The sequence below is a fragment of the Arthrobacter sp. GmRoot5-12 genome (assembly GCF_059739365.1).
The window spans coordinates 2,931,762-2,956,364 of sequence record NZ_AP046056.1 but is presented as its reverse complement, the minus strand read 5'-3'; the positions used below and the strand labels follow the sequence as shown (position 1 = coordinate 2,956,364).

General features: G+C 63.7%; 24 protein-coding genes and 1 pseudogene. 12 read left to right on the top strand and 13 right to left on the bottom strand.

What is annotated here, in order from left to right:
- Positions 1 to 3: 3 nt before the first annotated feature.
- The 4 genes from AC6JAM_RS13570 to AC6JAM_RS13555 all read left to right on the top strand — a co-directional run bounded on the left by AC6JAM_RS13570 (position 4) and on the right by AC6JAM_RS13555 (position 4,394).
- Positions 4 to 1,110: an enolase C-terminal domain-like protein gene (locus AC6JAM_RS13570; RefSeq protein WP_224084056.1), complete on the top strand. Its 1,107-nt coding sequence runs from the start codon at positions 4 to 6 to the stop codon at positions 1,108 to 1,110.
- Positions 1,111 to 1,152: 42 nt separating this feature from the next.
- Positions 1,153 to 1,770, top strand: coding sequence for a hypothetical protein (locus tag AC6JAM_RS13565; protein ID WP_224084057.1), 618 nt, complete (start codon positions 1,153 to 1,155; stop codon positions 1,768 to 1,770).
- Positions 1,770 to 2,525 (top strand): ZIP family metal transporter, encoded by a 756-nt coding sequence (locus tag AC6JAM_RS13560; RefSeq protein WP_224084058.1) that lies wholly within the window; start codon positions 1,770 to 1,772, stop codon positions 2,523 to 2,525. The genes AC6JAM_RS13565 and AC6JAM_RS13560 overlap by 1 nt, the downstream gene beginning before the upstream one ends.
- Positions 2,526 to 2,588: 63 nt before the next feature.
- A complete protein-coding gene (locus AC6JAM_RS13555; RefSeq protein WP_224084059.1) occupies positions 2,589 to 4,394 on the top strand; it encodes a glycoside hydrolase family 15 protein in 1,806 nt (601 codons plus the stop codon).
- Between the two features lie 5 nt (positions 4,395 to 4,399).
- On the opposite strand, the gene AC6JAM_RS13550 is transcribed toward AC6JAM_RS13555, so the two are convergent.
- The 7 genes from AC6JAM_RS13550 to AC6JAM_RS13520 form a co-directional block, all read right to left on the bottom strand.
- Positions 4,400 to 6,841, bottom strand: a complete 2,442-nt coding sequence (locus tag AC6JAM_RS13550; RefSeq protein WP_224084060.1) for a zinc metalloprotease — start codon at positions 6,839 to 6,841, stop codon at positions 4,400 to 4,402.
- Between the two features lie 5 nt (positions 6,842 to 6,846).
- The gene (locus AC6JAM_RS13545; RefSeq protein ID WP_018768710.1) at positions 6,847 to 7,518 is read right to left on the bottom strand and encodes a hypothetical protein; all 672 of its coding nucleotides are present in this window, start codon (positions 7,516 to 7,518) and stop codon (positions 6,847 to 6,849) included.
- Positions 7,491 to 8,402, bottom strand: coding sequence for an alpha/beta fold hydrolase (locus AC6JAM_RS13540; protein WP_497935962.1), 912 nt, complete (start codon positions 8,400 to 8,402; stop codon positions 7,491 to 7,493). The genes AC6JAM_RS13545 and AC6JAM_RS13540 overlap by 28 nt, the downstream gene beginning before the upstream one ends.
- Before the next feature lie 224 nt (positions 8,403 to 8,626).
- The gene (locus AC6JAM_RS13535) at positions 8,627 to 9,523 is read right to left on the bottom strand and encodes a diacylglycerol/lipid kinase family protein (RefSeq protein WP_224084062.1); all 897 of its coding nucleotides are present in this window, start codon (positions 9,521 to 9,523) and stop codon (positions 8,627 to 8,629) included.
- Between the two features lie 10 nt (positions 9,524 to 9,533).
- Positions 9,534 to 9,686 carry a hypothetical protein gene (locus tag AC6JAM_RS13530; protein WP_018768715.1) on the bottom strand — a complete coding sequence of 51 codons (153 nt, stop codon included), beginning with the start codon at positions 9,684 to 9,686 and terminating at the stop codon, positions 9,534 to 9,536.
- Positions 9,683 to 9,961 carry a hypothetical protein gene (locus AC6JAM_RS13525; RefSeq protein ID WP_018768716.1) on the bottom strand — a complete coding sequence of 93 codons (279 nt, stop codon included), beginning with the start codon at positions 9,959 to 9,961 and terminating at the stop codon, positions 9,683 to 9,685. Before AC6JAM_RS13525 ends, AC6JAM_RS13530 begins: the two co-directional genes overlap by 4 nt.
- A complete protein-coding gene (locus AC6JAM_RS13520) occupies positions 9,958 to 10,209 on the bottom strand; it encodes a hypothetical protein (RefSeq protein ID WP_224084063.1) in 252 nt (83 codons plus the stop codon). The genes AC6JAM_RS13525 and AC6JAM_RS13520 overlap by 4 nt, the downstream gene beginning before the upstream one ends.
- 418 nt (positions 10,210 to 10,627) lie before the next feature.
- Here AC6JAM_RS13520 and AC6JAM_RS13515 point away from each other — a divergent pair, with 418 nt between their 5' ends.
- The 3 genes from AC6JAM_RS13515 (at position 10,628) to AC6JAM_RS13505 (ending at position 12,182) form a co-directional block, all read left to right on the top strand.
- Positions 10,628 to 10,906, top strand: coding sequence for a hypothetical protein (locus AC6JAM_RS13515; protein ID WP_224084064.1), 279 nt, complete (start codon positions 10,628 to 10,630; stop codon positions 10,904 to 10,906).
- Between the two features lie 86 nt (positions 10,907 to 10,992).
- Positions 10,993 to 11,919, top strand: a complete 927-nt coding sequence (locus tag AC6JAM_RS13510) for a multidrug DMT transporter permease (RefSeq protein WP_134164007.1) — start codon at positions 10,993 to 10,995, stop codon at positions 11,917 to 11,919.
- Between the two features lie 56 nt (positions 11,920 to 11,975).
- A complete protein-coding gene (locus AC6JAM_RS13505; protein WP_214944708.1) occupies positions 11,976 to 12,182 on the top strand; it encodes a hypothetical protein in 207 nt (68 codons plus the stop codon).
- 84 nt (positions 12,183 to 12,266) lie between these two features.
- On the opposite strand, the gene AC6JAM_RS13500 is transcribed toward AC6JAM_RS13505, so the two are convergent.
- On the bottom strand, positions 12,267 to 12,638 hold the full coding sequence (locus AC6JAM_RS13500) for a hypothetical protein (RefSeq protein ID WP_224084065.1): 372 nt from the start codon (positions 12,636 to 12,638) through the stop codon (positions 12,267 to 12,269).
- Between the two features lie 170 nt (positions 12,639 to 12,808).
- On the opposite strand from AC6JAM_RS13500, the gene AC6JAM_RS13495 reads away from it, so the two are divergent.
- A complete protein-coding gene (locus tag AC6JAM_RS13495) occupies positions 12,809 to 13,519 on the top strand; it encodes a hypothetical protein (protein WP_224084066.1) in 711 nt (236 codons plus the stop codon).
- A 24-nt stretch (positions 13,520 to 13,543) separates the two neighbouring features.
- Here AC6JAM_RS13495 and AC6JAM_RS13490 read toward each other — a convergent pair whose 3' ends face one another.
- From AC6JAM_RS13490 to AC6JAM_RS13480, 3 genes are all read right to left on the bottom strand, one after another.
- The gene (locus AC6JAM_RS13490; protein WP_497935004.1) at positions 13,544 to 14,413 is read right to left on the bottom strand and encodes a class II glutamine amidotransferase; all 870 of its coding nucleotides are present in this window, start codon (positions 14,411 to 14,413) and stop codon (positions 13,544 to 13,546) included.
- 400 nt (positions 14,414 to 14,813) lie between these two features.
- A complete protein-coding gene (locus AC6JAM_RS13485; RefSeq protein WP_497934032.1) occupies positions 14,814 to 16,121 on the bottom strand; it encodes an ISL3 family transposase in 1,308 nt (435 codons plus the stop codon).
- 291 nt (positions 16,122 to 16,412) lie between these two features.
- Positions 16,413 to 17,270 (bottom strand): hypothetical protein, encoded by an 858-nt coding sequence (locus AC6JAM_RS13480; RefSeq protein WP_497935002.1) that lies wholly within the window; start codon positions 17,268 to 17,270, stop codon positions 16,413 to 16,415.
- A gap of 1,052 nt (positions 17,271 to 18,322) precedes the next feature.
- Here AC6JAM_RS13480 and AC6JAM_RS13475 point away from each other — a divergent pair.
- Genes AC6JAM_RS13475 through AC6JAM_RS13460 form a run of 4 tightly spaced genes read left to right on the top strand, consistent with a single transcriptional unit; the run spans position 18,323 to position 22,588 of the window.
- Positions 18,323 to 19,195 (top strand): NAD(P)-binding domain-containing protein, encoded by an 873-nt coding sequence (locus tag AC6JAM_RS13475; protein ID WP_224084069.1) that lies wholly within the window; start codon positions 18,323 to 18,325, stop codon positions 19,193 to 19,195.
- A gap of 7 nt (positions 19,196 to 19,202) precedes the next feature.
- On the top strand, positions 19,203 to 20,459 hold the full coding sequence (locus AC6JAM_RS13470; protein WP_224084070.1) for a glycosyltransferase family 2 protein: 1,257 nt from the start codon (positions 19,203 to 19,205) through the stop codon (positions 20,457 to 20,459).
- 3 nt (positions 20,460 to 20,462) lie between these two features.
- A complete protein-coding gene (locus AC6JAM_RS13465; RefSeq protein WP_224084071.1) occupies positions 20,463 to 21,851 on the top strand; it encodes a right-handed parallel beta-helix repeat-containing protein in 1,389 nt (462 codons plus the stop codon).
- Positions 21,848 to 22,588, top strand: a complete 741-nt coding sequence (locus AC6JAM_RS13460) for a polysaccharide lyase family 7 protein (protein WP_224084072.1) — start codon at positions 21,848 to 21,850, stop codon at positions 22,586 to 22,588. Before AC6JAM_RS13465 ends, AC6JAM_RS13460 begins: the two co-directional genes overlap by 4 nt.
- A gap of 140 nt (positions 22,589 to 22,728) precedes the next feature.
- On the opposite strand, the pseudogene AC6JAM_RS13455 reads toward AC6JAM_RS13460, so the two are convergent.
- Together AC6JAM_RS13455 and AC6JAM_RS13450 are read right to left on the bottom strand one after the other, a co-directional pair.
- Positions 22,729 to 23,525, bottom strand: a pseudogene (locus AC6JAM_RS13455) (pyridoxal-dependent decarboxylase); the annotation flags it as partial.
- Between the two features lie 191 nt (positions 23,526 to 23,716).
- A complete protein-coding gene (locus AC6JAM_RS13450; protein ID WP_497934998.1) occupies positions 23,717 to 24,415 on the bottom strand; it encodes a GntR family transcriptional regulator in 699 nt (232 codons plus the stop codon).
- Positions 24,416 to 24,603: the final 188 nt, after the last annotated feature.

The following is a 24,603-nucleotide window of genomic DNA, read 5'->3' as shown; positions in this document are numbered from 1 at the left end:
ACCGTGTCCGCCGCCGCCACCCCGGTCACCGCCATCCGGGCAAGCGCCTTCACGGTTCCAACCGACGCACCCGAAGCGGACGGCACCTACAGCTGGGACTCCACCACCCTGGTCCTGGTGGAAGCGGACGGCGGCGGGAAGACCGGGTTGGGCTGGACCTACGCCCCGGTGCCGGCGGCGGCCCTGGTGGAAGGCTTGCTGGCCCCGGCCGTCCAGGGCATTGGCGTTTTGGACGTGCCGGCCGCGGCAGCTGCGATGGCGCGGACGGTGCGCAACCCTGGCCGGACCGGCCTGGCATCCTATGCCGTGTCCGCCGTCGACTGTGCCCTGTGGGATCTGAAGGCCCGGCTGCTGGAGGTGCCGCTGCATAAACTCCTGGGCGCTGTCCGGGATTCCGTGGCCGTGTACGGCAGCGGCGGGTTCACCACCTACTCCGACGACCAGCTGCGGGACCAGCTCCAGGGCTGGGCCCAGGGCCAGCACATCCCCCGGGTGAAGATCAAGATCGGCCAGGACGGCGGGACGCACGTCGCGCGGGACCTGGAGCGCATCCGCCAGGCGCGTGCCGCCATCGGGCCCGGCACGGAACTGTTCGTGGACGCCAACGGTGGCTACAGCGCCAAGCAGGCAATCCGGGTGATGCGGGACGCAGCAGATGAGCACGTCACTTGGTTCGAAGAACCCGTCTCCAGCGACGACCTCGCCGGACTGCGGGCGGTGCGCGCCGCCGTCGACGCCGACGTGGCCGCCGGGGAGTACGGAACGGGACTGGTGTACTTCCGGCGCATGTGCAGCGCGGACGCCGTCGACTGCCTCCAGGCCGATGTCAGCAGGTGCGGCGGGATCAGCGAATGGCTGCGCGTGGCCGCCGTCGCTGCCGCCCACGGACTGGAAATCTCAGGCCACTGCGCACCCCACCTCAGTGCCGCCGTCGCCGCAGCCACCCCTAATTTCCGGCACCTGGAATGGTTCCACGACCACGTCCGGATCGAAAACATGCTCTTTGACGGAACGCTTGACCCGGACGGCGGGTGGGTCCGTCCGTCGGATGTCCCCGGCAACGGGCTGGCCTTCCGCGCTGCCGACGCCCGCCCTTACCGGGTCCAGTAAAAGCAGGTACCCGCCAACCATGACAGGACCGAAAGGAAGCCCATGAGCACCAGCCCAGGCAACGCGAACCCCTCCGGGGCAAAGCCACTTGACCCTGACCCCACAGGCCAGGATCCGAGCGCCGAGGACCCCGGCGGGAGGCAGAAAGCGCTGCTGCAGGCGGTGATCTTCGAGGTCGCACGGGAGACCGAAGGCCGGGGGCTGGCGGATATCCGGGACATGCTGCAGTCAGGTTTCGCGCGCGCCGGCGTGGCGGCACCTACCAATGCATGGCTGGACTCGGTGGCTTCCGCGGCGTTCTATGGAGAGCCGTACATCATCGACCTCCCCGCAGCCCTGGCGGCGGAGGGTGCAGTGCCCGCCCCCAACCAGGAGGTACGGGAGCGGCTGGCCGTACGCCGGGAGCTGCGGCAGGAACAACTGCCGCCGGGGATCTTTCCTCCCGCGTCGGCCTGGGAGTTGGATGAGAACGATGTCACCGGCAGAAGGCCGGAGCCGGGCCCCGATGCCCGGGCCGTGCTGGAAAGCACCCGTGCGGCGCGGCGGATGCTTGCCGTGGCGGCGTCAGGCGCGGCCGCGGGCCTGGCCTTTGCGGCGGTCCGGGCGGCGAGGAACGCACGGCGCTGGAGAAGCGGACGTTCGACGGCGGGTGGTGCCTAATGCCGGCATGGCTGCAGGCATGGATGTGGGGCACCATCGCCGGCGGGGCGCTGGTGGTGGGATGCGCGCTGGCGTGGCAATGGAAGATCCCGCCAAAGGTGGTGTCCTCTGTGATGTCGTTCGGCGCCGGTGTGCTGATTTCTGCGCTGTCGTTTGAGCTCGTGGAGGAGGCCGTCAACGGCGGCGGACTGTGGCCCACCATCGCCGGGTTCGCCAGCGGCGCCCTGGTGTATGTGGCTGCCAATGCCGTACTGGCCAGCAAGGGCGCGAAGCATCGGAAGCGTTCGGGCGGCAAGCAGCCCTCCGAAAAGGAAAAGCCGGGCAGCGGGACGGCCATCGCCATCGGCGCGCTGCTGGACGGCATCCCGGAATCGGTGGTCCTGGGGGTGGGGCTGGTGACAGCGGGCGCGGTCAGCCCTGCCATGCTGGCCGCCGTCTTCATCTCCAATGTCCCCGAGGGACTGTCCAGCACAGCCGGGATGAAAAGGGCCGGCCGCGGGCCTGGCTACGTGTTCGGCGTGTGGGGCGGCATCGCCGTCCTCTCCGGGCTTGCCGCGCTGGTCGGGTTCCTGGTCCTGCAGAACGCCCCCGGGGAACTGGTCGCCTTCATCACCGCCGTTGCGGCCGGCGCCATCCTGGCGATGCTCGCCGACACAATGATTCCCGAGGCCTTCGAGGAGCATCACCTGCTTACCGGCCTGATCGCCGCCGCGGGATTCCTGGCGGCATTCACCGTGGACCAGGTGGGCGGATAGCTTCCCGGCTTCCCAACTGGCGGGAAGCCGCACCATGTCGGATACGAAACCCCGGAGGAACAGATGGCAAGGATCGAAGACTATGCGATCATCGGTGACCTGCACACGGCTGCATTGGTGGGCCGCAGCGGGTCCATCGACTGGATGTGCATGCCAAACTTCGATTCACCGGCATGCTTCGCGGCCCTGCTGGACTCGCCGGAGGCGGGGCGGTGGCGGCTGGCCCCGGCCGGAGCCGGTGACTGCACCCGGCGGCGCTACCGGCCCGGCACGCTGATCCTGGAGACGGAATGGGACACGGCGGATGGAAGCGTCAGGGTAACGGACTTGATGCCGGTCCGCGATGGTTCCGCTGACGTGGTGCGCATGGTGGAGGGCCTGAAGGGGAGCGTTGCCATGCAGGGCGAACTGTCCCTGCGCTTCGATTACGGCCGGATCGTTCCGTGGGTCCGGCGGACCAGCCACGGCATCAGCGCCATCGCGGGCCCTGACGCCGCCTACCTCAGCACCCCCGCGCCGCTGGAGGGCAAGGACATGCGGACCGTCAGTGAATTCACCGTCAACGCCGGTGACCGCATCCCGTTCGTCCTGCGCTGGGCACACAGTTACAAGGCCGTCCCGGACCAAACCGAGCCGGAGAAGGCGCTGGCCTCCACGCAGGAGTATTGGGAGCAATGGACCGGCCGGAACTCCATGGCCGGCGACTACAAAGACGCGGTGGAACGGTCCCTGATCACCCTCAAGGCACTTACCTTCGCCCCGACCGGAGGCATCGTGGCCGCCGCAACCACCTCATTGCCTGAGAACCCCGGGGGCAGCCGCAACTGGGACTACCGCTTCTGCTGGCTGCGGGACGCCACCCTGACGCTGCAGTCCCTGCTGGCCTGCGGCTACAAGGATGAAGCAGCGGCGTGGCGGGAATGGCTGCTGCGTGCGGTGGCCGGCAACCCCGCGGATTTGCAGATTATGTATGGGCTGGACGGGACACGCCGGCTGCCCGAGGCCGAGCTGCCGTGGCTTGGAGGGTTCGAAGGTTCCAAGCCTGTCCGGACCGGCAACGCCGCGGCCCCGCAGCTGCAGCTGGACGTGTGGGGAGAGGTCCTGGACGGCCTGGCCCTCACCCGGGCCGCGGACCCTGGCACCACGGATGATTCCTGGGATATCCAGGTGGCGTTGATGGAGTTCCTGGAGGGCGCGTGGGACCAGCCGGACAACGGGCTCTGGGAGATGCGGGGGCCCCGGCGCCATTTCACCCATTCCAAGGTCATGGCCTGGGTGGCCGCGGACCGGATGGTCAAGGCCGTCCAGGAATCCGGCCTTCCCGGACCCGGGGGGCGCTGGGCCGCACTGCGCAAGCAGATCCACGACGACGTCATGACGCACGGCTTCGACCAAAAACGCAACACCTTCGTCCAGTCCTACGGCAGCAGCGAACTCGATGCCAGCCTGCTGCTGATCCCCCGCGTCGGGTTCCTTCCCCATGACCATCCCCGCGTCGTGGGCACGGTGGACGCGGTCCAGAAGAACCTGACCGAGGACGGGTTCGTCCTGCGGTACCACCCCGAGGCCAGCAATGACGGGCTGCCTGGCACCGAAGGCGTCTTCATGGCATGCTCCTTCTGGCTCGCCGACGCGCTGCTGGGCATCGGCCGCCGGGACGAGGCCGTGGACCTGTTTGAACGCCTGCTTTCGCTGCGCAACGACGTGGGCCTGCTCAGTGAGGAATGGGACCCCCGCAACAGCCGCCAGCTGGGCAACACGCCCCAGGCATTCAGCCATTTCCCGCTCATCCACTGCGCCCTCCAGCTGCAGCACGGCCCGCACCATAGCAATATGCCGCTGAAGGAAAGGCATGCTGGCCTGAAGTGAACGGCTCAGCCTGCGCTTGAGGTCGGGATTGGTGCGGGGGTCCCCCCTCCGCCGGAATCCACGGTGGATGCCGGCGTTGCCTCGTCAACGGACGACGTCGGCTGCCCGCCTTCCCCGTACTGGCCCGCCGGCGCTGTGGCCACCTCAGTCGGAGCCGGGTTGGGGGCGCCGGCCGGGGCCGTCGGCTGGGCCGGGCCGGTGGGTTCGGTTTGGGAACTGGCAGTCGTGGGGCCCGGGGAGGGTCCTGCTGATGCCGGAGCTGTCGGCCCGGAGGACGACGTCCCGGAAGTGCCCTTAACGATGGCCGTAATCTGCTCCTTGTAGCCGTTCAACGTGGCCTGGATATCGGAGAGCGGCACGTCCTGGAGATTCCGGCCGTACTCGGCGATCTGCGCCCACAACGCCTCGAGCTGCTGCTTGCTGGCCGGATCCAGCGGCCCGTCCAGGGTCAGGACCAGCTGGCTGGCCAGGGCGTAGGCCAGGCAGTCCAGGCAGTTGTAGTTCGCCGCCGCGGAGAGGTTCTGCGGGACGATGACGTCCGCCTGCCCCACCACCAGGACCACCTGGAATCCGACAGCCACCGCGGCGCAGCCCGTGCAGTTGGCGAAAGCGTAAGCCTCGTTGGTGGTGGTGACGGGATTGCCGTCCTCGGCCCACACCAGCGCGAACGCCACGCTGTACGTCACCGAGCCGTCGGTGGTGTTGACCGCGAGCGCCTGGTTTCCGTCGCCCTCCGGGGCGGCGGGCCGGTCGAACGGGAACACCCAGGACGGCGCCGCAGCGGAAGAAGCGCCGCCGGTGGAGGACGCCCCGGTACCAGAGGCATCTGCGGGTACCAGCACCATGCTCAGCTGCGGGTTGTCCCGTGTGGGCTTGGTGGCGCCGGCCGGCCACAGCGCAAGGGTCTGCCCGGTTGCTCCCTGCCGGAGCGCCCCGCGCTCACGCTGGGGAAGGATTGCCCGGGTGGCGTCCCCAAGTGTCCCGCGTTCGTAAGCCTGGACCGGACGGTACGTCCCGCCGTCGGGCCACCATGCCCAGGCGAGCCCTGCCAGAAGAGCCGCGACGGCGGCCATGGCAACGGTGCGCTGCACCGCCTTGCCGCGCGTTTTCTGCCACAGCCCGGTCACCAGCTGCCGCAGCAGCCGCACCACGATGTACAGCACGCCCAGCACCGGCACGGCCACCACAACAACCGCCAGTGCCCGCACCGCCGCGCCCAAAACGTCGCCGGAGGACAGACTCGCCGCCAGCATTTCCTGCTGCTTGACCGCACTCGCCCACCCGGTGGCCAGCAGCCGCGGCAGGGAAAGCACCATCATCACCATGCTGAACAGCAGCACCGGAACGGTCACCAGGACCCAGGCGGTGACCACGGCCCGGGCCCAGGGCTTGAGCACCTTGCTTTCAGGGTTGCCCCACCGCCACGGAAGGATCCCCAGGAGGGTGGGCTTGATCCGCTGGAACAGGTCGGGCACGCCGGTAGCGTCGGCCAGGATGTGGTAGCCGTCATACTTCACCAGCGGGATCAGCTGGCGGACCATCTGCAGGATCTGCGTGACCACCACCAGCAGCAGCGCATCAAAGCCGGTGGCCCACCACAGTCCCATGATGGCCACTGCCACGATGGCGTTGAAGTACAGGCCGCCCAGGTCCGTGCGGATCCGGCCGCCGCGGCCCAGCCGGTATGAGTCGGTCACGTCCGTGAAGAACGCAGGCCACAAAAGGTACAGCCCGGCACCCATGGCCCCGGGAGTAGCCCCGCCCTTGCGGGTGGCGGCGGCATGGCCGAATTCGTGGAAGCCGGCGGAGAGGATGGTGACGGCGAGGATCAGCAGCAGGAGGGCGGGCTGGGCAAACGCCTCGTGGGTGGCCGAGCCCAGGCCCTTGACCATGAGCACCCACCAGCAGGCGGCCAGGAACGCCGCGGTCACGGCCACCACGATCAGCGGGTTGAAGAGGACAGCGAACGGCGCGGTGATCCTGCGGGTGCGTTGGGGGTCGGACACGATGTAGCGGAACCGCAGGCCCAGCAGCGGGTTGGCCTTCCTGACTTCGGGCTGGGTGCCGTCGGCGAGCCGGAGCAGGCCCATCGGGAGCAGCTGGGTGTCCATCAGGGTGCGCACGTTGTCCGCGCTGACCAGCCGTCCGGAGCCTTCGCTGACGTGCCGGGCGATGCCCTCAAGGTCCCGCGTCCCGTCGGCGGCCTCCAGCACCAAATACAGGAGCCTGGTCAGCTGCAGGGTCTGGCCGTCGGCGCGCCGCACCAGGGCGGGCGGTTCGCGGTAGCCGGATCCTTCGGCGGGGCCAAGCAGCTGCACACCGTCGGCCAGGGCGGGAAGGTGGCCGGCCGGCGTCGTAATGGTCTGGTCCGGGGGGTCCTGGGCAAGGGTGGCGCGTGACGACGGCGGGCCCGCCTCGGGAGGCGGGCCGCCGTGGGTTTGGGTCATCTGCCTTACTGCTGCAGGTCGGACTGCTGATCGGCCGTGGCGTTGGCCTCGCCGTCGATGTGCTGCGAGATGGTGGCGCTCTGGTCCGAGATGGCGTAGGCCTGGCTGTCGATGGAGCCGATGTTCGCGGCCACCGCCGCGTCGATGGGAGCGGCAACGTTGGCATTGGCGGCCACGGCACCGTTGATGGGTGCCGCGATGGCGGCGTCGGCGTCCAGGTTTACGTCGACGTTCAGAAGGTTGCCGTTCAGGGCGCCCGCTGCATCCGTCAGCCCGCCGGTGCCGGAGGGGACCGTTACCGAACCGGACGTTCCGTCCGTGGTCCCGTCCGTGGTTCCGGTGTCGGTGGTACCCCCGTCCGCCGTGCCATCAGCCTGGCCGATGACGCTGTCCTGCGTGGAGTCCGCATTCGCGTCGGCAGTGATGCCCTGGTCAATGGCGGCGTCCTGGCTGGACAGTGCCTGCGCGTCGGAGCCGAAGGAGAGGATGTTGGCCGAGGCTGCTGCGTCGATCGGTGCCGCCACGTTGGCGTTGGCGGCTACGGCCAGGTCGATGGGTGCTGCGGCGTTGATGCCAAGGTCCAGGTCAGCGTTCAGGTCCAGGACCGATGCCACTTCCTTGTCCGGAAGCGCGGTGGCCTGTTCCGACATCAGTTCTTCATCAGTGAGGGGACGCATTTCATTGTCCATGCTTGAGAGACCTCCGGTGCGGCGCGGGTGCTCTGCCCCCAGCGGACAGCCCGCGCCCAACAATAGTAAGCATGATTATTAGTTTTGCGAAGGGACAACCTCGACGTTTTCGACGCGCAAGTTCCATTTTCGCGGCCCATATATGGCCTGCGCCCGGGAAGATGCGAGTCGAAAATGAACCCGCGCGTCGAAAATGCGCTTGCGCGTCGGGGAGGGAGTGGCCCGGCGCCAGGCGCTAACTCCGGGCGAGCCCCAGGATCCCAGCCGCGGTCCCGGCAGCGCCACCGTGCTGGACGATGTGCGGCTTGCCGGGAATTTCCAGGAAGGTGCCGTTGGGGACCGTCGCGGCCAGCTTCTCGCACCAGTCCCTCGGGGCGATGGGGTCGCGTGAACCGCGGACCACAAGGACCGGCTGGCTCACCAGGGCCAGCCGCGCGTCCAGGTCGTAGCCCATCATGACGGGCAGCTCGGTCAGGTACCAGCGGAGCCCGGAACGGATGTAGTCGGTGAAGACGATGGCATTGCCCAGCGGGCTCTCCTTCAGCCCGTCCAGGCCAAGGGCCAGGGACTGCTCCAGGACGGTCCGGCGGGTCGGGTCCACTACCCGGGCCCAGCAGCGCCAGGTGGGACACCAGGTCCGGCCGCTGGACCGCGAGCTCGGTGGCAAACTGGGTGCCCATGGAGTGCCCCACCACCACTGCGCGGGAGACACCCATCTTTTCCAGCACCGCAGCCGTGTGTGCGGCGTAGTCGGCCACGGACAGCTGCCGGCCCGGGGTGGGGGTGCCGCCGAAGCCGGGGAGGTCCACGGCGTAGGTGTCCCCGTGCCGGGCCAGCAGCGCCTGCAGCCGCCGGTAATAGCGGTGCGACATTCCGATGCCGTGCAGCAGCACGAAGACCGGTCGCGGGGAACCCGCAGGGCCGGCAAGGAGGTACACGTGTGAGGTCAGTCCGCCGGCGGCGACAATCCGGGGCGTAAGGCAGGGCCGCATGCCGGGCAGGTGCATCGGGCGGCGCGCGGGTTCAGCGGCGGGTGGTTGGTCGGTTGCGGCGTGCACCGGCAGTCCTTTTCAAGTTCAAATCCATCGAGCGGTTCCTACCCTAAAGTGGCCAGCGCGGCAGGTGCGCTATGGACGGTGACCTGCGTGTCGGCGTCGAGCGACCTCACCTCACCGTCGATCTGGTACGGGATGGGCTTAAGGGTGATAAACCCGTAGCTGCTGACGCTGGGCTGGTCCCCCAGCCCCTTGGTGGCTGCGCGGAGCGCGGTGAGCAGCACCCGCAGCTTGGACTTGTGGGGGAAGACCACCACCTCGAACTTGCCGTCGGCCAGCTTGCTGTCGGCGTCGCTGAGGGTGGCGTACTTGGCCATCTGGGCGATGTTGGCCAGGACCAGGCTGTCGAACTTCCGCCGCTTGCCGCCGTCGGGCAGGATCTCGAACGGCTTGAACTTGGCGAAGGTGCGCACAACGGACACCGTCTCCTTCAGTGCACCCTTGCTGCCCTGTTCCAGGCCGATGGCCATGATGGGCGTCAGGCCGAAGCCGATGTAGGAGTGTGCGTACTCGTCCGGGGCGTCCCCGGGCTGGCCCGTGGTGATGCGCAGGAGGTCGATGTGCCGGACGTCGCCGCCGGCAATGGCGTGTTCCAGCGGCCCGGTGCCGGTGCTGCGGCTGTGGTCGTTGGCGTTGCCCGCGGCCAGCACGGCGCACACGGCGTCCGGGTTCCCGGCCTGCATGAGGCCGTTGACCACCTCGTTGTACCCGCCGTCCCCGCTGACGGAGACCACCAGGACGTGCCCGGTGGCGGCAGCCTCGCGCGCCAGCTGGACGGCGTGCCCGGCATGGCTGGTGGGCTGCAGCCGGATGTCCGCGGCGTACGGAAGCAGGCCGCTGAGGCTGGCCTTGAGCTGTTCGGCGAGCGCGGGGGCGTCACCGGTGCTGTTGGGGTTGAAGATGATGGCGATGGTGTCGAAGGTCCGCGGCGTGCCCATGCGCCGGTTCCTAGCTGTTGCCGGTGTGGACAAGGCTGTCCAGGTCCAGCTGCTGGGCAGGCGCGTCGGCCAGGCCGGCGGGCGTGAGGTCAAAATGCTCGACGGCGGCACGGGCTTCGCGGGCGGCGGCGGGGCCGTGCGGGGTATGGGTGTTGTTCATCATGGGTGTGAAATTCCTTGCGTTTCATGCGGAATGGGGGTGTGCGCGGGAAGCGCCGCCACGTGCTCTGCCGTGGTCTCCAGGACCCGGGAATGGCGGCACTGGGAACAGTGGATGGCCACGGCAACTGTTGAGGCGCGGCGGTTCAGGACGGGCGGCGAGTCAACGAACAGGTGGAAGTCCGTGTCGCAGTGGGCGCACCACGGGCGTTTTCCGTGGGGCTGGAGGGTGTGCCTGGGCACGTAGCTGTTGGAGGCCTGGGTGACGAGAACTGTCACACCACGGCCCGGTAGCTGCACAGGATGTAGTCGGCGGCCGCCGGTCCGGTCATGCGCAGGCAGGCGTCGGGGCGGACGCGTCGGCTCATCGCCTCAAAGAAGACGTGCTCGTCCTGCGGCTCCTGCTGGGACAGGGTGCACCAGCTGGTGTAGAGGCCGTACAGGGTGTCGTCGTCAAGGCTGCTCCCGGACTCGTGGTCCGGGCAGGTGGCTTCGGTGAGGAACTGGTCGAACTGTGATTGCGCCATGGTGGCTCTTTTCAAACAAGGTGCAGTTGTTCGCCGTTCGGCTACAGCGGTTCGAACCCGGAGCCTTGCACAGTGCACCGGGCGGGTTTGCGGGGAGCTGTGAGTGCCCGGCAGGGAAAATCAAACGTGGGGTGGGAGGAGAAGGGGGGCCATGTAGTTCTCCTGGGAAATGCGTGAGCAGCCATAGCGGCCATGCAAACTCTGATCCCTTGACTAAAACCATGTCGACAATTTCTCTACACTGTAGACTTTAGGTGTAGACCCAGTAATAAGCAAGCTGGGGGCGGCGTGGCACACGGCGAGGTATGGGCCGATTTCCGGGCCCAAAGGAATGCCGGGAGCGGACCCATCCAGGGCACCCGCGGCTACGAATGCAGCATGTGTGAGCATACGGCCGCACCCGGCTGAAGGGCCAAACATGAGCGCCCCGAATCATCGACAATTCCTGTCCGAATGCCTTGTCCCCGTCCCGGCAAAGCAGCCGGGCATCAGCGACGACGAGTTGTACGGGCTGTACCTGAGCTGGTGCCTGCTCAATGCCCGGAAGCCCGGCCCCACCGCGTCGCTGTGGGCAGCCGTACGGCAGGAAGGGTACCTGCAGCAGCACCGCGGCGGCCGGAACGAGTGGCCGGATTTGTGTATGACCGGCCCTGCGGCCGTGGACTACATCCTCGCCAGCCGGCCCAGCCTGCTGTAACCGGGCAGGCTGTAACAGGGCAAGAGGCACGACGGCGGGTGGCCGCCCGGGTGGGTAGCCGGGTCCGGGTTGGGTAAGGTCTGATCATGATCCAGCAGGCTGCGGCCGTGTCCGCGCTGTCGTCCTACCACTGGCTGGGCATCCCGATTGCCGCGGCCGGCGCCGTCCTGCTTGCCTTGGGAACGCTGTTCCAGCACCGTGCCGTGGAAGACCAGCCGGCTGCAGCCGGGCGCGCGGCGGGCAGCATGGGCGGCGGACGCCTGCAGGCCCTGGTCCGGAGGCCGGTGTGGCTGGCCGGGACGGGGATGCTCGGCGCCGCCATCCTCCTCCAGCTCACCAGCCTGCGGTTTTCGCCCCTGATCGTGGTGCAGCCCATCGGCGCCATTGCCCTGGTGGTCACCACCCTGGCAACGGCCCGGATGACCCGCCGGTCCCCCGGGCGGCGGGCCCTCACCGCAGTGGCGTTATGCGTTGGCGGCGTGGGTGTGTTCGTTGCCGTGGCGGCGCTGTCCGCGGAGGACGTGGAGGTCAGCGACCGGCACTTGATCACCATCCTGATCGTGCTCGCCGTGGTCCTGGCCGGTGTTGCCGTGGCCTTCGCCTTGTGGCGCCACCGGTCGGGTGCCGTGGTGTTCACCGCCGGAGCCGGGATCCTCTTCGGGTTCGTCGCGGCCCTGGCCAAGACCGTCATCGCCCGGCTGTTCCAGGGCGACTTCGAGTGGTTGTCGCTGACATGCCTGGCAGGCCTGCTCATCGCCGCCCTGGCCGGCAGCTTCCTGGTCCAGAACGCCCACACAAGGGGAACCCCCGAACTCGTGGTGGCCGGCCTGACCGTCATCGATCCCCTCGTCGCCGTCGCCATCGGCATCACCATCCTGGGCGAGGCGGACGCAGCACCCCCGCTGGCAATCGTCCTGTTCCTCCTGTCAGGAGCCACCGCCGTCGCCGGCGTTTTCCTGCTCGCCACGGTCAAGAAGCCGCCTACGGCGGCGCGTGCGTCCGTTCGTGGTTGAATGACCACTGTGCCCCAGAGCACAGTCAGGACCCATCCGAGCACCAGGAGGACACTATGGCTGGAATCAACGCAAAGTTCGACAAGGAGTACCTCGACAAGGGCATCGACGAATTGGCGAAGGCGCCCGTGGAGGCGCTGAAGGGATTGTCCGAAAGCGACGCGCAGAAGCTCAAAGAGGCGCTGAACATCAAGACCGTCAAGGACCTGGGCACCAACAAGTTCTTCCTCTGGGCGCAGTCCGTCGCCAAGCTCGCGGAGTAGCGGGCACCATCCGTCCCTTCGGCAAACACACGAAAGCTCCCGGCGCAGGCCGGGAGCTTTCGTGTGTTTGGGTGCCTACCGCACCTAGCCGGCCTTCACGGCGTCGGCAGCGCCGGCGAAAAGCCGGATGCGGACTATCCGGACCACCACTCCCACCAGAACCAGGCCAATTCCCAGTGCCATGAGGCTCCACACGGGCACGGAATCGGAGTCGATGGTCCGGTAGCACGTGGCCGCGGCCCCTCTGCCGGCCTCTTCCAGGTCAGCCAGTTCGGCGGCGCGGCTGTTGGGAAGCAACGGGCTGCCGCAGAGCGGGCCGGACGGCTGCAACCCGATGACGAAGCCAAGGATGTACACGTCGAATCCCGCGGCGACAATCCACAGCCACGTCCGCTGCTGCCAAAAACCCAATTTGCCGGCAGGAACAGGCTTCGCCTGGGGATCACGCATCTTCATAGGCCGAGCATAATCCGCGCCCGGATAAAGGTGGAGACAAAGGTGCAGGAGCGGCATTCAGCATTTCCCCAGCCTGCGGTCCTACAGTGAACCCTGCCGGTCCAACCCGTCGGGTGGACCCACGCGCAAATTTGGAGGAACACACCGTGGTGAAGCCATCAATTCCGTCAATGAGGGCCCGCATCGGCGTCGGGGCGGCAGCAGTCCTGGCCGCCGGTGCCATGGCCGCCGCGGGCGTGGGTGCCGCGTCCGCATCCCCCAGCCCAACATCCGTGTCCGCAACCTCAACCACAGCATCCAGCGACGTCAAGGCAGCAAAGGGCGCCGGTGGCCTGAAGGCCTTCCTGACCCTGAACGCGGACAGCCCACAGGCGGCCGGGGACCGTGCGGCGGAAGCAGCCGCGGCGCTGGTCAACCATCCCAAGCTTTTCGCCAAACTCCCCGCTGCCCTCCAGGCGGACGTGACAGCCCTCAAGGACGCCGCACCTGCGGACCGCGTGAAGGATGCCTACAAGATCAAGACCACCGCCCTGTCCGGCGGGTACGGTGCCGAGATCCAGAAGCGTGCCGAAGCGCTGGAGAAGGCAGCCACCGGCCTGGCCGGCCTGCGCCAGGAGCTGCGCACCGCGTTCGGTTCCGACAATCCCGGCGCCGGGCTCCAGAAGGTGGCCGACCAGCTCATCAACCACCCCAAGCTGTTCGCCAAGCTCCCGGCCAACCTCCAGGCGGACCTGACCGCACTCAAGAACGCCGCCCCGGCGGATCTGGATGCCCAGGCGAACAAGATCAAGGACACCGCCATCAACGGCGGCTACGGTGCCAAGGTGCAGAAGATGGCCCAGGCGCTGGCGAAGAAGGCTGCCGCGGCGCCGTCCACGTAAGCCGCGCCTTCCCGAGATACACCGTCAGGGCATTTGCGACGCCGCCGCGGACGGTTCCAGGTCCGCGAGCGTGAGCGGGTGGGCCGGTTGGTCCGGGAAGGGGAAGGTGGACGTCACCACCAGGTTGGGGCCAACATGCACCAGCTCCCCCGGCGCCATGGGGCGCCAGCCGGGGTTCTGGTTCATCCGTTTGGTGGCGAAGAGGACGGAGCGGGACTCCGCCAGCTCGGTGCTTCGCGAGTGGATCCGTGGGCTTCTGGCGTCCAGCGGTGCCACCGGAGCGGGTTCGGTCAAGGGGTCGCGTTCCAGCACGTACAGCGGGTGGGTTGCCGGGTAGCGGAGCGCCCAGAGGTCGGTGGCCGTCGTGACAATGATGTTCAACGCCAGGACAGGCAGCTCGGCGGCCACCCAGCCCACCGCCCGGGAGATGCCCTCGGCCACGTCCCCGCCGGCCCTGCGGCTCTCTGCCGTGATGAGGGCGAAGAGCCGCTCACTGTCGGTCTGGCCCTGCACCAGTTCCGCCACGCCGAACTCACGCAGCCGCGCGTCGAGCCGGCCGAGTCCGTGGAAGGCGCCATTGTGGGCGAACAGCCGACCGTCCTGCTCGAACGGGTGCGTGTTCACCAGGGTGTGCGCACCTGTGCTGGCATACCGGACGTGGGCCAGGAAGGTGGTGCTCCGCAGCTCCCTCGCCTCCCGGGCGAAGGCATGGTCCTCCCATGCGGCGAGCGGCCGTTTGGTGACCCGCGGGCCGCCGTCGGGATCGAACGTGCCGATCCCGGCGCCGTCGGGCTCCTTCCTGCTCTGCTCGGACAAGCTGTCCGGGGCGTCAAGGAGCCAGAAGGTGGCGCGGACCGGCCGGGATCCGGCGTGCAGCCCGAACAACCGGCACATGGTGCGCTCCTCCCGGCAGGGCTAGTGGCGGGAGGTGTGGTCCATGGCCTGATAGCGGTCGTAGCAGTCACGGGAGCAAAATAGCGCGGTGGGAGTTGGAGGCAAGGCCTGGCCGCAAAGCCTGCATTTCGGCTTGGGTCGAAGGCTCCGAAGCACGGTGTTCAGCATGGATGAAGGCTATTCGCCTGCCCGGAAAATTGAACCAGTAAACGGATACTTCAATCTGCGGACAGCGATACTTGCCCGCCACTGCGGCACGGAACGCGGCAGCGGACACAGGCTAGTGGTGGAACGCCTCCTTGTGCTTGTCGGTGGGCATGGGCGACGTCAGGGCGTCCAGGTAGGCCACTTCCTTCTTGAGGTCGGGTTGAGCCAACGCCTTAGCGAGCAAAGGGGCTCTTCAGAATTGAGAGTGTAGTTTCGGTCTGAATCCGCCGGATTCCAGCAGCGATCTGGCGACATAGTTGGTGAGATTCCGGAAGCCGAGGGCAGATCCTCGTAGGTGTTCGAGTCTCCCATTGATCGCTTCACTTGGGCCGTTTGATGTGCCGGGTCGCTCGAAGTATGCCAGCACGTCCTGGGCCCGTCGTTTGAGGGTGCGCCCGAGAGTTCGGAGCTCGGTCAGCGCGGTGGGGACGCCGCTGCTGAGGGAGTCAATCACGGCTTGCATCATCTGCTGACCTTTGGCCCGGTCTGGTTCCCGGTAAGCGGCAACCATGCGCTGGTAGGCGCCCCAACTGGCTTCGACCTCAACATGCGTATCAGCGGTGAACAGGGTTTCCAGGCGTTGGCGTTGGTTCTCGGTGAGCAGGTCCGCGCCTGTGTGGATGGTCCGGCGAGCCGAATACAGCGGGTCCCCGGCCCGTCCGCGGTGCCCGCACGTCTGCTGCTGAACCCGCCGCCGGCACGAATCAAGGGCATCGCCGGCCAACCGGACGACGTGGAAGGGATCCATCACCGGGACCGCGTCGGGGAGTTCCTCGGCCGCGGCGCTCTTGAACCCGGAGAACCCGTCCATGGCCACGACCTCAACCCCGTCCCGCCATTCTTGGGGGCGTTCCTGGAGCCAGGTCGCGAAGGCTTGTTTCGAGCGGCCCTCGACCATGTCCAGCAGGCGGGACGGGCCCGTGCCATCGCGGATTGGGGTCAGGTCAATGATGACGGTGACGTACTTGTCTCCGCGGCGGGAGTGCCGCCACACATGCTCATCAACACCAATGACCTTGACCCCGTCGAAGCGGTGCGGATCATCGATCAAGACCCTCCGTCCTTCGGCCAGGACGGCCTTGTTCGCGGTATTCCAGGTGACGCCGAGTCCTTCGGCGATCCGGGCGACCGTGAGGTGCTGGCAGACGACGCCTTCCAACGCCCAGCGCAGCCCCCGGCGGGAGAGTTTCGCCCGCGGCTCGGCAGCCTTGGAAGTATCCTGCCGCCAGACGTGCCCGCACCCGGCGCAGCGGTAGCGGCGGATGCTGACCAGCAGTGTGGTCGGCCGCCACCCGAAGGGTTCATGGCCCAGCCGACGGGTCACCGTGTCACGGGGAACGCCCTGGCACCCGCACTTCCGGCACCAGTCATCAGGATCAACAACACGGCAGGCAAGGACGGCGCGGCCCGGGCGGACATGCTGCCCGGTCACTTCGAGTCCGAGTCCGTCGAGGCGGCAGAATGTGGTCAGGTCAGGGCTTTGGAAGGTAGCGTTAAACACGAGGGCCTTGCGGTAGAAAAATCACGATCTAGACAATCCGATTCTCTCCCAAGGCCCTCACCCCAGCCGAAACAACCTCCCCGCCCCGGACTTCTCACGCGGCAGCGCCGATTACACTCTCAATTCTGAAGAGCCAGCAAAGGGCCCGAAGCCCCGATCAAGTAATAATTTACCGGAGCTGCGGTTCACTATGGGCGACGAACATCAATTCCCTGGGAAGCCGGATGTGTATCGCATCCTTACCAGCTGCGATGCCGAGTGAGTTTTAATGGGCTAAATCCATACGGACGGCTACCGCTTTGATACCGGCCCTCCACTCGCCCAAGCCTTGGCCGTAATTCCAATACAGTGCCTCGGGTTGCTCGCCTGCGCTGTTAGCCCCGAATAGTAGTCGTGCGTAAAACCTGAATTGTTGTTGAAGATGGAGTTTGGGATGGGGTTCGAGGCTGACTCGTCCAAGAGCACGTACCCCCTGCCCGTCTTGCAGTTCACTGACGACTCGGGGTGATGGTTGTCAGCCATGGGCTTCGGCGCAATACCGGTAGCGTCGTAGAAGCCGGTTATTGCATGCCCCCACTCGTGTTTGATTACGTTGTGTCCCCCGTAGTCAAGCTGGGAAAGAGTGATCTCGGAAAAGGTGGGGGCTGGGCCAAGGTTCCATGTGAGACCTCCGTAGTGCCCGATATTGTCTGTCGCATTGATGCCCCAGTCCCAACCGTAGGACTGCCAGAAGACGATATACGAGTTATATCCCGGATCCTGGTCTGCTTTCGTTGACCACGGATCAGGCGTCCAGCCGCCTCCCCCATCCGCGACGAGGGACGCGGCGTCCAGCGGTTTGTTGACTGTTTTGACTGTCAGCTTGGGGTGCTGCTTACCTGAGGAAAGGGCCGGAACGTCAGTGTCGACGAATCCGATCATGCTGGTCTTGATGTTGGTCACTTCGTCGGGCATGAGGCTCCCAACGAGCCTGTGGGAAACACCGGCTGTCAAATAAGTGATGTCTGTATATGGATAGATGAGGACTTCAATTTTCCACGCAGGACCTGCGGTGACCGCTGCTGCGGGAACGGTCAGCCCGCACAGGGACAAGACCAGCGTTGCCGCTGCAATGAAAGCGCCACGAACGGTCCCCCGGGCGTTGTCCACGTCGCGCCTGCTCACGGAGGGGTGGGTCGGATCTCATAAATGACTCCTGTTGCTCACCAAGCATTTTGCTGACTGTCGCCCAGTCCCGTAGAAGGCGGGCGAACGGAGACTAAGCGCTGGAATTTAGTCGGGGATGCCCAGGCAATAGAGCTTGGGCGTCAGATGCCTCCCCGCGCGTGATGCGCCGAAATCGACGCGGTGCTGTAGGAGTGAAGCGGTGTCAATCCTCATAAACTAAGTAGGCTCGAGGATCCTCAGAGCACGAGTGCGTGTCAACAAATCCTGCCCCCTTCTTTGGAATCGGAGATGCCACTCTCCTATTCGGTGGACTGGTGAGCCTCTATTCGCACACGCGGGATTGCTCGTATCCAGGAAACCTTCCCTGCACGCCAGGAAGCTGGCTGCCAGGCCGCCATCGACGCCCCGGCGACACCACCCGGGCCAAGGTATTACCCCATACCGCCCGACAGCTCTCATATGCATTTGAGAAGTGGTTGTTCGATAGCCCATCGCCGCCATCGAAGCCCAAACGTTCCCTGGCGGCGGAATCAAGGTCATACGGCCCCCGCACGGGAATATGCCGTATGGGGGTACCCAATTTCTTAGCCCGACCCAAGATTCAAGAACGACTTGGGCGCGCCCCGGAAATCGGTTTCAGCCCAAAGTCGTCCCGGCGGGCGGCCGAAAAGGAACCGTTAGGTAGACATAGGTAAGTGGCCGGCGCGCAAAAAGCGAGTACCTCGTACCGGGTGAGACCTCTGACAGTCGACTTACTCTTTAGGCCTCGGGAATACGGAAGTGTCAAGCCGCGGCACTAGAAAAACGACCCGACAGGGGAAATAGACCGATTTTGCCGCTCGGTGTGACTCTCACAGACCTAATAGGGGCCTTGGGGGAACTCTTCTAGCGGCACCCCCTCTACGACAGCAGCACCGCCACAGCAGTATGCGGTCGTATCGCACCCCTGAGCGACAACACGTAAGGGGCCCGTTCAGTTAGGAACGAACCTCTTCCCGTTCAGTTAGGAACAAACCTCTTAAGGATCCCCCGACATGGCAGCTATTTTAGTGATCGGTTCAGGCGTCGTAGGTAAGGCAACAGGCCTAGGTTTGATCAGTCATGGCCACGAGGTGACGTTCGTGGACGTCAGGAAAGAAACAGTAGAGCATCTCCGTTCTGCTAACTACAACGCAATATCCACGGATGACATGGTCTTGCAAGACGTCGATGCGGTGTTCGTATCAGTCACAGCGCTTACAAACGAAGATGGGATCGACCTAACGCATCTGATCATGGCGACAGAGTCTCTCGGGCACAAACTTCAACATCTCAACAGCGGTTATCCAGTAATCATTTACCGCTGCACCATGGTACCCGGAACCGTGCGCAACATCCTCGCGCCTATACTCCGAAAAGCCTCCGGAAAGACGGTGGGAGAAAACTTCGGCATCGCCTACAACCCGGAGTATCTTCGCGCGGCTTCCGCGCAGCGAGATTTCCTACATCCACGTGTTGTGACACTCGCCAGCTTTGAGAAAGATGATCGCGCGCACAAGACAGCGGCAGGAATTATGTCCGAATTCGGCGCAGAAATGCATTGGCTTCCGCTGGAAGCAGCTGAGTACCAAAAGTACGTAAGTAACGTAGGGAATGCGATAAAGATCAGCACCTACAACTGGTTTCGAGCGCTTGGAGTCCGTATAGGCCTCGAGCAGGCAGAAATTGATGAAGCATTCAGCATCTGCGCCTTAAGCGCCGAGGGGCTCTGGAATAGTAGGTACGGCACGAAGAACCTCGGTCCTTACGACGGAGCTTGCCTGCCGAAAGACACACGAGCGTTACAAAAATTTGCCTCATCGTTGGGCGTAGATACGTCACTGCTGGAAGCGGTAGAAATGATTAATCGCGAATACGGAGGCGCATGAGATGCAAATGACGGACCACCCCTTCTACAACACACTCCAATGGGTACTGCTCGTCTTTTTTATGGTACCGCTCATCGAAGTTACGCTCGCAATTTTTGGCGCAGCCTGGGCCCAGTTTGGCTACGTAAAATCCCCGGAGAAGTTCAAGCAACTGATCATCCAAATCACAACGGTGGGAAAAGAGCCAGAACTCGTACAATCAACCGTCAATACAATCCGCAGTTACGGTCTATCTATGCCGCACCAGATCTGGGTTGTCATTGAACCAAACCACCCCGCCGCTTACGTCAATGCTGACAAGGTGATAGTTGTACCGCTCTCCTTCAAATGCAAACCCGTAGATAAGGCTCGGGCGCTGGAGTACACGCGCATGCTGCGCAGCCGCGAGAATCTTGACAGGGATGACGTCAAAATACTTTTTGTCGATGACGACACATTGCCGTCAAAAAGATATATCCAACTCGCATTTGCGGGCGATTACGACTTGTGCCAAGGTATCACGGTACCTAGCAGATGGTATGCAGTAGGCGGAATGCGGCACATAATACTCAGCCATCTGGACAACATCCGCACACGAAACTGCCTCATCTATTGCTCATGCACTCAGGGCTTGACACAGAAGCCTCTGTTCGTTCACGGTGAGGGACTTTGCATCACAGGTAAGACGGAAAAGATCGTAACGTGGAACAGGCCAATTATTGCGTCTGATGATCTTGTTTTCGGCACGAACGCTGCACATCTCGGAATGAGCTGGGGCTACTTCCACGCGGCGATACAGCTTGTCTCTCCCTGGACATTCAAGGAGAACTTGAACCAAAGATGGCGCTGGACATGGGGGAACTTCGATGCAATCGGACACCGTGAGATCATGCCTCGCGGCGCAGCCATTTTCAAAGGCGCTAAGTATGCCCTCGGTTTTATGTCCATATTCGCATCCACCACAGGCGCAGTATTACTGCTCATGGGAATAGCAAAAGTTCCACCTCAGGCCCACACGGTGTTCTGGACTTCACTGATATCCTGGTTTGTCAGCTACGGTTTTACCGGATGGATCAATTCCGGGGGAGAACCGAATAGGAGCCTTCGCACAAATCCATTCAGATACTGGGGCTTCCGCGTCACGCAGACATTGATAGCGACAGTTCTTACTCCCCTCACCGCTTTAGCCCCCGTATTCATCATTTCGTATAGCGTTCTTCGCGGGCGACCAAAACGATTCATCATGATCAAGAAAACTAACAAGGCAATGCAGAAGACGGCCTAGGGAATGATGACATCATTAGCGGCGGATACCATGGCCGGACGATCTACAAATCACGTTCTGCGCGCAGCTATCGGAATGATGATTATCGTTTCCGTGTTGCTAGTAGGAATCGGTTTTTATCTATCCCTGGCAATTGCTATCTATCCCCAAAACGATGAGGGGTTTGAGATTGTTGAGCGCGGTCCCTACATCCATTCATATGATCCGATTGCCCTTGCGGAGCTGGGCTTGCCGCCAAACTCGAGCAACGCAAATGCCTTGCCCGCTAACCCTGAAGTGCGAACAATTTCAACATATTCGGACAAGGTTGTCCTGACCGCCGCTGGCGTCATTACGAGCAGTATCTCACTCACCAACCCCATCACGGACCTCAAACAACTGAAGGACCTAGTCAACAATCCTGCATGGATCGAGGAGGGTAGCGCCGGCGTATATACACTCAAAGCTGCGCTGATCGCCTACTCTCCATCTTCTTTCACTATTGGTTCTCCACAAGTTCGCGAGGTGCAGTTGCTCGATATGCCCAGCATATTCATCGGCGTCCAAGGTGGCACATTTGAATTCAGAGACGTAACTATCCGGGCGGTCAATGCGGGCCAAAGGAGTGATAACCAGTACCAGCCCTTCGTTATGGCTACAGGCGGCGCTAAGATGACGATTAGTAACAGCATATTTTCGAATTTGGGCTGGGATTGGAATGCAAGCTACGGCGTATCTTGGGTACACGGATCGACTGGGAGCGCCACGGGATCGGTTTTTGAAGACAGCTTCATCGGTGTTTATACGAGTCGCGCCGAAAGGTTGAGCTTCATTAGCTGCATCTTCCGCAACAATCGTTTATACGGTCTTGATCCACATACGTATAGCCGAAACCTGACCATCGACAATGTAATCGCTGAACGAAATGGTGCTCACGGGATCATTTTTTCCGATCACGTGACCGACAGTGTGATCAAGAACTCCGCGGCATTCGCAAATGGTGAAAACGGCATCATGATGGACCAGTCATCAACATACAACGTCATTGAGAGTAGCGCGGTTCACAATAACATCGGCGACGGACTTGTCACTGCGGCCTCGAGTGACAACACATTTTTGCGGAATAGCATATACGAGAATCGAGTCGGCATTCGGATTGATAAATCTGATGCCCCGAATACGGTGCTCACGGGTAATTCTCTAACCCGCAACAACAAAGCCTCTGAAAATGCTTATCTTGACGGCAGCAACTCGATTCAAGACAATGGTGGCCAGTGGAACATACAGATCCTCTCTTTTATTTGGTTTGGAGTGGCGATGGTTCTTCTTATATTCGGTGTATTATTTTCTTGGATAAGAATCGCTCACCAGGGGCGGCGTTTATGGTCACCGAAGCTCGTTGAAAACTTATGACCACCCCGATGCTCAGGCCCTTGGCAATTACCATAGCGTTACTTTTGTCTATATCGGCTTGCACGGCTCAACCCAAGCCAGACAAGCCATCGTCAATTCTCGACTTAAGCAACTGGAAGTTGTCGGTACCCGTCGAGGCGAACCACGAGGGGCATCCGTTAGAGGTCCAGCAACCGGCACTAGATAGCTACAGCAGCCAATTCATGTTCACTGGTCCTGGGAAGACGGATGTAGTTTTTCGGACCCCGGCTGCCGGCACGATACAACCGGGCTCGGACTTTCCACGCACAGAACTCCGGGAAATGACCGGACGCGGCCAGGTCGAAGCCAAGTGGTCCACTAGAACCGGAACACATGAGATGGTGGTCGAGCAGGCGGTGACACTTCTTCCGCGTTCTACGCCTGACGTCGTCGTCGGACAAATTCACGATTCGGCCAAGTTCGTGCTCATTATTCGGCTTGACGGGAATCACCTGTACGCGAGGATGCAAGATGGAAAGATGGACACCCTCAACGGGGATTACAGCCTCGGCACCTATTTCACATTGAAAATAGTTGCCGGAGACGGCAGTGTCGCCGTTTACTACAACGACGAACTGAAGGCGATGCACCGTAAGAATTGCTCGTCATGCTATTTCAAAGCAGGCATGTATTTACAGACAAGCTCGGATACCGGAGAGGCGACGGACTCAAGTGGAGAGGTCCGGATTAGGAGCCTTATAGTTTCGCACCGCTAGCTGCAACACCCTTACCGGCTTACCGGTAAGCGTCCACGTTCGCAGCCGCAATCCCGTTAGCGGCCGCCCGCGTTTCCGGCTTCAGCATGTCCAAGGGTCATTGGTCACTGTCGACAACACCTTGGTCGTAAGGGTGTGGAGAGACGGAAGTCCCACACTTCGACTGCAGCAACGGCGCCACCATGGCCCCGGAGGCGCCGTCCACGTGGATGGGGATGTCCAGGCCCGTGGCGGCCTGGATGCGGTCCAGCGCGGCGGAGATCTGCTCCACGGGTTCGTAGGCGCCGGTGTAGGTGACGCCCATGATGGCCGCCACGCCGATGGTGTTCTCATCCACGTAGCGGTCCAGGTCGTGGCCGTCCAGGGTGGGGTGTTCCCTGGACACGGGAACGTAGCGGGCTTCCACCTCCCAGTAGTTGCAGAACTTCTCCCAGCACACCTGCACGGCGGAGCTGAGGACGATGTTCGGCGCGTCCGTGGGCTTGCCCTCGGCGCGGCGGCGGTGCTGCCACCGGCGTTTGAGGGCCAGGCCGGCCAGCATGCAGGCTTCGGAGGAGCCGATGGTGGAGGTTCCAATGGCCGCCGCCGGGTCCGGGGCGTTCCACAGGTCCGCGAGCATCCGCCAGCACCGGGTCTCGATCAGCGCGGTCTGCGGGTATTCGTCCTTGTCAATCATGTTCTTGTCGAACGCTTCCGCGTACAGCTGCGACGCTTCCCGTTCCATCCACGTCCCCACGAACGTGGCCAGGTTCAGGCGCGAGTTGCCGTCCAGCATCACCTCGTCGTGGACCACCTGGTAGGCGGTGCCCGGCAGCGATTCCCCGTCCGGAATGGTGAAGCGCGGAAAGAGGGTGGACTCCCCCGGCCGGCTGAACAACGGGTTCAGCTCCACGCTCGTTTCGGGCTCGTGCCGTTCGCTCCGGTGTGACCTCGTCATGTCCAGTTCCTTCGCCCGCCGTCGTCCGCAGGCAGGCGCCTGCGGCCGCACTTCCGCTGTTCCCAGCACTCCGTATTATTCATGCACCCGGAGCAAACGGCAGTAGGGGCGGCGGGTTTGGGCGCGGCAGGAGTACGACGGCGGCACGCACCAGGGAGCCGGCCGCACCGTACCAATGGGCCGGGAGAGACCTACTGCCGGCCGAATTTCTTCAGGCTCAGCGAGCGGGACCTGATCCCCTCGATGTGGTTGTTCATCGCAGCCGTCGCCGCTGCGCAGTCCCCGGCCTTGAAGGCATCAATGATGACCTGGTGCTCCTGCACCGTGTGGTCACCGCTCATGTCGTTGTGCACCATCAGCCTGAAGCGCTGGATGCTTCCCTCGATGGACCCGTAGGCCCGGAGCAGGAACTCGTTGTCCGTTGCCTCCACGATCCGCCGGTGGAAGTTTTCGTCGGCCTTCCAGTAGGCCCGGTACCCCGCGAAGGTGTCGCCGCCATGGCGTGACGCCTCAAGGTCGCGGTGGAACCCTTCCAGGTCCGCCACCAGCTCCTGTGTTGAGTTGGTGCAGGCGATGCTGGTGCATGCAGGCTCGAGGATCTGACGCGACGTCAGAAGCGCCGCGATGTCGCTGGCGGTGGGCTCCGGCGCTACCTTGTAGCCGCGCAGGGCTTCCCGCCTGACCATGCCGGTGGTTTCCAGGCGTGCCAGGGCTTCCCGCACGGGAGTCGAAGAAACTTTAAAGCGCTTGGCCAATCCGTCAATGCTCAACGGCGATCCGGTGGAGATCTTGTCGTCGAGCAAAAGGGACAGGATGGCCTCGAACACCTGGTCGACCAGCATGGGCCTGCCGGGGATCAGGACTTCTTCTTCAGGCGAAGCGGCGTTCATTTCGGAATCCTATGTGAATTTTTCGGTCTGTCGCATGCAGCCGCAACACCACTTCCACGAGCGCGTCGTCACAAACCAAACACGGCGAAAAGGGTGTTTGCAGAAAATCGTGCATGATGTACGGTACATGATACCGGACAGCGAAGTGATCTATACCACAGCCAAGCTGCCCATCAAGGTTGGAAGCT

Excerpts from the sequence above, each read along its gene's own strand:
- AC6JAM_RS13565 (WP_224084057.1), top strand. The coding sequence starts at position 1,153 with ATGAGCACCAGCCCAGGCAACGCGAACCCCTCCGGGGCAAAGCCACTT.
- AC6JAM_RS13560 (WP_224084058.1), top strand. The coding sequence starts at position 1,770 with ATGCCGGCATGGCTGCAGGCATGGATGTGGGGCACCATCGCCGGCGGG.
- AC6JAM_RS13555 (WP_224084059.1), top strand. The coding sequence starts at position 2,589 with ATGGCAAGGATCGAAGACTATGCGATCATCGGTGACCTGCACACGGCT.
- AC6JAM_RS13550 (WP_224084060.1), bottom strand. The coding sequence starts at position 6,841 with ATGACCCAAACCCACGGCGGCCCGCCTCCCGAGGCGGGCCCGCCGTCG.
- AC6JAM_RS13545 (WP_018768710.1), bottom strand. The coding sequence starts at position 7,518 with ATGCGTCCCCTCACTGATGAAGAACTGATGTCGGAACAGGCCACCGCG.
- AC6JAM_RS13540 (WP_497935962.1), bottom strand. The coding sequence starts at position 8,402 with ATGTCGCACCGCTATTACCGGCGGCTGCAGGCGCTGCTGGCCCGGCAC.
- AC6JAM_RS13535 (WP_224084062.1), bottom strand. The coding sequence starts at position 9,523 with ATGGGCACGCCGCGGACCTTCGACACCATCGCCATCATCTTCAACCCC.
- AC6JAM_RS13530 (WP_018768715.1), bottom strand. The coding sequence starts at position 9,686 with ATGATGAACAACACCCATACCCCGCACGGCCCCGCCGCCGCCCGCGAA.
- AC6JAM_RS13520 (WP_224084063.1), bottom strand. The coding sequence starts at position 10,209 with ATGGCGCAATCACAGTTCGACCAGTTCCTCACCGAAGCCACCTGCCCG.
- AC6JAM_RS13515 (WP_224084064.1), top strand. The coding sequence starts at position 10,628 with ATGAGCGCCCCGAATCATCGACAATTCCTGTCCGAATGCCTTGTCCCC.
- AC6JAM_RS13510 (WP_134164007.1), top strand. The coding sequence starts at position 10,993 with ATGATCCAGCAGGCTGCGGCCGTGTCCGCGCTGTCGTCCTACCACTGG.
- AC6JAM_RS13505 (WP_214944708.1), top strand. The coding sequence starts at position 11,976 with ATGGCTGGAATCAACGCAAAGTTCGACAAGGAGTACCTCGACAAGGGC.
- AC6JAM_RS13500 (WP_224084065.1), bottom strand. The coding sequence starts at position 12,638 with ATGAAGATGCGTGATCCCCAGGCGAAGCCTGTTCCTGCCGGCAAATTG.
- AC6JAM_RS13495 (WP_224084066.1), top strand. The coding sequence starts at position 12,809 with ATGAGGGCCCGCATCGGCGTCGGGGCGGCAGCAGTCCTGGCCGCCGGT.
- AC6JAM_RS13490 (WP_497935004.1), bottom strand. The coding sequence starts at position 14,413 with ATGTGCCGGTTGTTCGGGCTGCACGCCGGATCCCGGCCGGTCCGCGCC.
- AC6JAM_RS13475 (WP_224084069.1), top strand. The coding sequence starts at position 18,323 with ATGGCAGCTATTTTAGTGATCGGTTCAGGCGTCGTAGGTAAGGCAACA.
- AC6JAM_RS13470 (WP_224084070.1), top strand. The coding sequence starts at position 19,203 with ATGACGGACCACCCCTTCTACAACACACTCCAATGGGTACTGCTCGTC.
- AC6JAM_RS13465 (WP_224084071.1), top strand. The coding sequence starts at position 20,463 with ATGATGACATCATTAGCGGCGGATACCATGGCCGGACGATCTACAAAT.
- AC6JAM_RS13460 (WP_224084072.1), top strand. The coding sequence starts at position 21,848 with ATGACCACCCCGATGCTCAGGCCCTTGGCAATTACCATAGCGTTACTT.
- AC6JAM_RS13450 (WP_497934998.1), bottom strand. The coding sequence starts at position 24,415 with ATGAACGCCGCTTCGCCTGAAGAAGAAGTCCTGATCCCCGGCAGGCCC.